Below are 6,593 nucleotides of genomic sequence, written 5' to 3'. Positions count from 1 at the left end.
GAGAGAGTAACTATTTCTGCCATTACAGATTCAGAAGGCAAAACGTCAAGTTATGTCGGATTATTAACGGATATAACAACAGGCAAAGATTACGAATCCTCATTAGAGAGAATGGCATTTTATGACTCTCTAACAGGATTACCTAATCGATTGCTATTTGCCGAGCGCATCAATCAAGCCATGATGGTTTCAAAACGTTTACATAGCATGATGGCAGTTTGTTTTCTGGATTTAGATGAGTTTAAACCTGTCAACGATGATTTCGGGCATAGTGTCGGTGATTCACTACTGATAGAAATGGCAAATCGGATGCAAAAGAGCATCAGAGAAAGTGATACGGTTGCTAGAATGGGGGGAGATGAATTCGCCATTTTGCTTTTAAATCTCAAAAGCATTGAGGAATGCGAGATTATCATTACAAAAATACTGGATAGTATTAACACCCCGTATATCCTTCCTAATAAAGAGGATATTACAGTATCTGCTAGTATTGGCGTTACCCTGTATCCGCATGATCATGTCGCTTCTGACACATTGCTTCGTCATGCAGATCAGGCTATGTATGTCGCAAAAGAGAGCGGTAAAAATCAATATATTTTTCACTGTTAATGATATAATTTAGAATAAACAATTCAAAAGGAGTGCGTTTGACAGACATTGGATATAACCACAAGTTCAGTGATCTTGTCGATATTGTCGCATTCGAGCGGGTAATGGAGAGCCTGTATAAAGCGACCGGGATCCCTTATGGGTTGGTTGCTGAAGATGGTGAACTCCTTTCTCAAATAGGTTGGACAAATGCTTGTGCACTTTTTCATCGAGTAAATCCGCAAACCAATCAACAATGTATTGAGAGTAATATTGAACTTATGCAGAGTTTGCATGATGGGGAAGTTGCTTGTGGCAAGTGTAAAAACGGTTTGATCGATTATGCCACACCGGTGGTCATTGAAGGTCGCCGTTTGGCAACGCTGTTTTTAGGTCAGGTGCTGAGTGAAGCTCCGGATATGGATTTTTTTCATAAGCGCGCGAATGAATTTGGTTATGATGAAACTCAATACGTAGAAGCGATTCGTGCGGTTCCCATTGTCGCAAAAGAACAGATGGAAGCGTTGATGGATTGTATGGTAGGGATGGCGGAGATGCTGGCTGCAAGCGGTCTGGCACGGTTGCGTGAGACGATTATGGAACATAACCTGTCTAAAAGCACCGAGAAACGTGTTCAACTGGAAGATATTTTGGACTCTTCACCTATCGGAATCGGTTGGTCAAATCTCAATGGAAAGATTGAATATATCAACCACCAATTTACAAAATCGTTTGGTTATTTGTTGGAAGACATACCTAATATTGATACATGGTATCTCAAGGCTTATCCTGATGTACACTATAGAGAGAGTGTTGTTATCCCATAGTATAAGTCGGTCATAGAGGCCTATAAAAACGGCACGATTCCTCCTGAACTGGAAGGAAATATTACCTGCAAGGATGGGAGTGAACGTCATATTGTTGTTCGTGTGTCGTGGGTAGGGGATAAACGGCTAGTCAGTTTTAGCGATATGACCGCACACTGGCAAAGTGAGCAGAGAAACCGTGCGCATGATGACATGCTGCAAATGGTCGCAAAAGGTGTACCATTATCTGAAATACTAAACACCATTGTCAAAACTATTGAATTTGAGGAACAAACGGCTCAGTGCAGTATTTTATTACTGGATGAAGAGGGTAAACATCTCTTAAGCGGAGCAGCTCCTAGTTTGCCTGACTTTTACAATGATGCAATTAATGGTATCGAGATCGGTATGGGGGTTGGTTCTTGCGGTACTGCCGCTTATCTAGGGAAGAGGGTAATAGTCGAAGATATTATGAATCATGACTACTGGAAGCCGTATTCCTCTCTAGCCCAAAGTGCCGGATTAGGATCATGCTGGTCAGAACCGATACTCTCAACTGAAGGGAAAGTATTGGGGACATTCGCTATTTATCACTCTGTAGCGACTAAACTGCTGCAAAGCGATATCGAGAGGATCAGTTTTGCTGCAAATTTGGCTGCAATTGCTATAGAAAACAGTAAAACCCGTGCAGAACTCGAACGTAGGGCTTATTCAGACTATCTGACAGGATTACCGAACCGTCGATATTTTATCGAAGAGGCTGAAATTGAGCTTTCCCGTTTTCATCGATACGGAGGGGAGCTATCTTTGATTATGTTTGATATTGACCGATTTAAACAGGTTAATGATGATTACGGTCATAGCATCGGTGATCGTGTTCTACAGAAAATTGCTGATATTTGCAGAGTCTTACTGCGTGATATTGATATCATTGGGCGTATCGGCGGTGAAGAGTTTGCTATAGTACTACCACAGACGGATGCAGAGGAAGCACTTCATGTTGCTGAACGCTTACGCATTGCGATTTCACAAGCTCAGGTGAGTGTTGAAGAGTTACAACCGAGGTTTACGGCATCGTTTGGAGTGGTGGCAGCAGATAAAGGGACGAGTGAGATTGATATGTTGTTAAATCAGGCAGATACAGCACTGTATGAAGCAAAGGAGAGTGGGCGTAATCGTGTATGTATGGCGAAAAAGGTATAAAGAATTACCTAGCATAATAAGCCCTAGAAGAATCTGCTTTCTTTCTCTAACAGTAGTAAAAACTCTTTTTTCTCTATCCCTCCACTATATCCACCGAGTCCACCGCCTGTAGCGATAACACGATGGCAGGGGATGAGGATCGCGATAGGGTTTCGTCCATTGGCATTGGCAACGGCACGGACTGCTTTGGGATTTCCGAATTGTTCAGCCTCTTGTGCATAGGAGATCGTTTCGCCATAAGGGATGCTGAGAAGGGTTTCCCATACTTCTTTTTGAAACGGGGTTCCGTGAGGGTCTAGGGGGAGAGTAAATGTTTTGAGTTTCCCTGCGAAGTACTCGTACAGTTCCACTTCCAATCGGAGAAGGAGAGGATGATCGGAGTTTGCTACAGAGGTATTTCCAAAGTCTAACGAGGTGATTGCGTGCTCATCCGCACTCGCGATCATTTGTCCCAGAGGGGTAGTGATAAGTCGGGTATATTCAAATGTATAGGGTTGCATGATATGATTATAGCAAAATGGTAAAGATGTCTCACCGAGTGTTTAGTGGGATTATACACCCGAGCGCAAAGTGCGCTACGGGGAGAATTAGGCGTTTCGAAGTATGTCGGCAATTGTTGCAGAAGAATATTCTTCCCCCATTCCCCATAATACCGCTAATCCATGTGCATTTTCAGCAATGTCGTCGATATATTCACGCGAAATATTGGCTGCGGACAAGGTAATCGGTGCACCGATAGAGTTAAACCAGTTTTCTAAGGCTGTGATCCCCTCATCCGCAGTCTCAAGGGCGAAAACTTCTTTGGCAAAGCGTTCAAACTGAGCCGGATTTTGCCCTTTATACCATTTCATCCACGCCGGAATAACAATGGCTAAACCCGCGCCGTGAGCGATATTAAAGAGTGCAGAGAGGGCATGTTCGATCATGTGGTTCGGGAAACTTCCCCCTCCTGTTCCGGAGTTTGTCAAGCCGTTGAGTGCTTGGGTTGACGCCCATGCAAACTCGGCACGTGCATCGTAATTGAGCGGATCTTTAAGGAGGATTTCAGTCGTTTCGATAACTGTTTTGATGATGGATTCTACGAGTCTGGATTGAAAATGGGGATGATCACTGGCGGTAAAATAGACTTCGATTGTATGGGCGATAATGTCGGTTGCCGAATAGGCGAGATATTCAGGGGTGACGCTCATCATGAGTTCGGGATTGATGATTGATATTTTCGGATTGACGAGTACGGAGGCAATGGAGTATTTTTGTTTGGTGGTATCATTCATCACAACCGAGTTGCCGTTCATCTCACTGGCGGTTGCTGCGAGCGTCATGATGGCATAGACGGGGAGGGCAGCGGTGATAGAGGCTTTTTGAATGAAAAAATCCCATACGTCACCCTCATACAGCGCTCCTGCCGCAATCGCTTTGGCAGAATCGACGACCGAGCCTCCGCCGACGCCGAGAACAGCTTGGAGATTATGGGTTTTTACTATTTCGATCCCGTCATGGACGCGGGAGAGGAGGGGATTGCTCACGACGCCATCGAGCTCTTCATAAGCGATTCCTGCTGTTGTGAGACTCGCGATGACGCGTTCATACAAACCGTTTTTCTTGATAGAGCCGGTTCCGTAGACGAGGAGGAGACGTTTGATCCCTTGCTCGGCGATCATGGCTCCGATATCGTTTTCTTTACCGCGTCCGAATTCGATACGGGTAGGGTTGTAATAGGTAAATGTGTTCATGGAGTTCCTTATTTTAGGGTTTGTTTCAAATGCTCTTGTAGTTCTTTTAGGACACTCTCAATATCAAACTCTGCTTTATACACATCATGTACCGAGAAACTTGGGTAAGGTAGAGCACCGCAAAATTGGAACGTTTTATGAAGGGCGATATTGGCTTCGTCTAAACTCAATCCATCAAAAAAACCTTTTGGATTGTCGAATTCACTTTCCGGACAGTTATAGGTAAAACTGAGCATATACCGTTTTTCATTCATTAAACCACCGCTTCCGTAGCTTTTAGATGAATCAGTGCGGCTTCGTCCATCACTCACATAAGTGATGGTATTCACTCCTGCTGAGAAAATCTCATCAATATACTTTTTTCCAAGCCATGGTAGTCCCATCCAATAGACAGGGGATTGAACGAAAAATAGATCAGCCCATTGAAATTTTTCCAACTCCTCAGTTACGTCATATCCCTCATCGATATTTGTCTCTTTAACTTCGTATCCATTGGTGTGAAAGAATTTTTTGGCTTCACTTAGTAGGTCTCTGGTGAGATTTCCATTCGCAAACCCTTCATATTTTTGATGCAGATTTAATAATAATACTCGTTTCATGTGTACCCTTTTAAAATGATGGTTGAGCAAAAAATTGTAGTATACGGTATTTTATGTCTAACGCTCATACCTCTTATCATGTAACTATAATAGTTAAATTTTTTTTCTAAAAACTAGATTTTTTAAACTCCGCTCTTCCTCGATTTCGGGGAAACTCTCTAAATTTTTCAGTCTCTCGACATACTGAAACTCAGGGGCATTTTCACGGAACAGGGTTTTAATAAACTCACTATCCAATTCGGGAGCATTGAGTGCCGAGAGGATGATACACTCTTGCGCGGCGAATTCATGGAGTCGGCGGATAATCTTCTCATAATCGCTTGTGGCCGCAAAAGAACCCTTTTGAAAGCTGGGAGGATCGATGATGATCAGATCATAAGGGCCGCCTTTTCGGATACGGCTCCATGATTTTAGGATATTGTAGGGCATAAATTCCACGTTTTTCGTATCAAGTCCATTTAGGCGATGGTTTTCTCTACCTATGGAGAGGACATTTTTGTTCATATCTACATTTACAACCGAGTGAGCTCCCGCTTCAATTGCTACAACGGAAAACGAGCAGGTATAAGAGAAGAGGTTAAGAACATTTTTCCCCTTTGCATGTTGATGGATAAATTCTCTTCCGATCTTCATATCGGGAAAGAAGCCGATATTTTGGGCATTGAGGAAGTTGATGTGGTATTTGAGAGTGTTCTCTATCGCAAAACAGTGCTCTGGGAGTTCTCCTGAAACCACAGTGGATGGTGCTGAGGGAAGATAGCGCTGTTGAACAACCAATGCCTCCCATGTACCCATAGAACAATAAAAATCACGTAACATTGAAACGATAGCTTCTTCTTCTACGTCTTCATCAAACAGCACGGCAAAGAGCACTTTATCCACGCTGTCTACGGTAAGAAACCTATATCTATCATAGATGTTTCCCCGTCCGTGAAACAATCGGGTGTATTCTTCGGTGAGGGTACTGGAAACACTATTCAAATGGTGCTGTAAATCGTTTAGGTTCATTCTGGCAACTCTTTTTTAATTGTATAAAGTTTACGAATTTTAGCATCCAGCGGTGCAAGGACTTTGTAGAGTGCGGGAACGACGAGGAGACTGGTGAGGGTTGAGAGCAATAGTCCGCAGATGACAGCAACCCCCATCGGTCCTTTGACCCCTGAACCTTCTCCGACGGAGAGGGCGAGAGGGAGCATCCCGAAGCACATTGCTGTTGTCGTCATCAGAATCGGGCGTAGACGAGAAAGTCCCGCTTCGACGATCGCTTCATCGAGTGGTTTTCCCGATTCTCGGAGACGGTTCGCGGCATCGACGACGAGGGTGGAGTTTTTCCCGACCAGTCCGAGCAGGAGCATCAGCCCCATCATACTAAAGAGCGACATATTCATACCTGCCGCCCATAGACCGATAAATGCCCCTGTAAAGCTCAGCGGCAATGCACTCATGATGATGAGCGGTTGCAACGGCGATTCGTACAAAGCGGCGAGAATGAGATAGATCATCACCAATGCGGCACCGATAGCCACGCCGAATGCTTCGTTACTCTCTTGCATGTGTTTAGCATCGCCATCGAGTTCGAATGCCACCCCTTTACCTAACCATTCAGCTTGACGCTCATTGACGATTGTGACGAGTTTATCGAGCGGTAACGCTTTGGTGATGTC

8 protein-coding genes are annotated in these 6,593 nt (G+C 44.1%); 3 read left to right on the top strand and 5 right to left on the bottom strand.

The features are described from left to right. The 3 genes from PHR02_RS12520 to PHR02_RS12510 all read left to right on the top strand — a co-directional run. Window positions 1–609 (top strand): diguanylate cyclase (locus PHR02_RS12520; RefSeq protein WP_299992524.1); only part of this gene is annotated, 609 nt, incomplete at its 5' end. A 38-nt stretch (window positions 610–647) separates the two neighbouring features. Further along, window positions 648–1,415, top strand: a complete 768-nt coding sequence (locus tag PHR02_RS12515; RefSeq protein WP_299992522.1) for a PocR ligand-binding domain-containing protein — start codon at window positions 648–650, stop codon at window positions 1,413–1,415. Window positions 1,416–1,517: 102 nt separating this feature from the next. Beyond that, window positions 1,518–2,597: a sensor domain-containing diguanylate cyclase gene (locus tag PHR02_RS12510; RefSeq protein WP_299992520.1), complete on the top strand. Its 1,080-nt coding sequence runs from the start codon at window positions 1,518–1,520 to the stop codon at window positions 2,595–2,597. Between the two features lie 23 nt (window positions 2,598–2,620). Here PHR02_RS12510 and PHR02_RS12505 read toward each other — a convergent pair whose 3' ends face one another. The 5 genes from PHR02_RS12505 to PHR02_RS12485 all read right to left on the bottom strand — a co-directional run. Then, window positions 2,621–3,097, bottom strand: a complete 477-nt coding sequence (locus PHR02_RS12505) for a methylated-DNA--[protein]-cysteine S-methyltransferase (RefSeq protein ID WP_299992518.1) — start codon at window positions 3,095–3,097, stop codon at window positions 2,621–2,623. 87 nt (window positions 3,098–3,184) lie between these two features. Beyond that, window positions 3,185–4,330, bottom strand: a complete 1,146-nt coding sequence (locus PHR02_RS12500; protein ID WP_299992516.1) for an iron-containing alcohol dehydrogenase — start codon at window positions 4,328–4,330, stop codon at window positions 3,185–3,187. 8 nt (window positions 4,331–4,338) lie between these two features. Continuing rightward, on the bottom strand, window positions 4,339–4,929 hold the full coding sequence (locus tag PHR02_RS12495) for an NAD(P)H-dependent oxidoreductase (protein WP_299992515.1): 591 nt from the start codon (window positions 4,927–4,929) through the stop codon (window positions 4,339–4,341). 93 nt (window positions 4,930–5,022) lie between these two features. Next, window positions 5,023–5,937 carry a class I SAM-dependent methyltransferase gene (locus tag PHR02_RS12490; protein WP_299992513.1) on the bottom strand — a complete coding sequence of 305 codons (915 nt, stop codon included), beginning with the start codon at window positions 5,935–5,937 and terminating at the stop codon, window positions 5,023–5,025. Beyond that, on the bottom strand, window positions 5,934–6,593 hold a 660-nt coding region (locus tag PHR02_RS12485), incomplete at its 5' end, for an efflux RND transporter permease subunit (protein ID WP_299992511.1). The genes PHR02_RS12485 and PHR02_RS12490, both read right to left, overlap by 4 nt.

This window comes from Sulfuricurvum sp., from assembly GCF_028688295.1.
Lineage (GTDB): Bacteria > Campylobacterota > Campylobacteria > Campylobacterales > Sulfurimonadaceae > Sulfuricurvum.
This window is presented reverse-complemented; position numbering and strand designations above follow the sequence as displayed.

Excerpts from the sequence above, each read along its gene's own strand:
- PHR02_RS12505 (WP_299992518.1), bottom strand. The coding sequence starts at position 3,097 with ATGCAACCCTATACATTTGAATATACCCGACTTATCACTACCCCTCTG.
- PHR02_RS12500 (WP_299992516.1), bottom strand. The coding sequence starts at position 4,330 with ATGAACACATTTACCTATTACAACCCTACCCGTATCGAATTCGGACGC.
- PHR02_RS12495 (WP_299992515.1), bottom strand. The coding sequence starts at position 4,929 with ATGAAACGAGTATTATTATTAAATCTGCATCAAAAATATGAAGGGTTT.
- PHR02_RS12490 (WP_299992513.1), bottom strand. The coding sequence starts at position 5,937 with ATGAACCTAAACGATTTACAGCACCATTTGAATAGTGTTTCCAGTACC.